We start from the raw sequence: 233 nt of genomic DNA on the forward strand, positions 1-233 counted from the left end.
CTCGCGTCCGGCGAAGGGACCTTTTGGTTCCTTTTGGGTCCATCCAAAAGGGACTCGCACGCGCAGCGGGCGAAAGCTCTGTACTTGCTCGATCTTGTTTGCTCGTCGCTTTGCGACTTTGATTCTTAGGGTCGAGAGATGCGAGTCAACGGCAAAAGCGAAGATCAAAGACAGGGCTTCCGCGCTGTCGCGCGGCTTACTTTTGTCTTGGCAAAAGTAAGCAAAACCGTCTT

At 53.6% G+C, this 233-nt stretch carries 1 protein-coding gene; it reads right to left on the reverse strand.

What is annotated here, in order from left to right; genetic code table 11:
* The coding region (locus tag AC3A5T_RS16930; RefSeq protein WP_487629532.1) for a hypothetical protein at positions 1 to 233 on the reverse strand (233 nt) is incomplete at both ends.

This window comes from Luteimonas sp. Soil_C_16 (assembly GCF_057657295.1).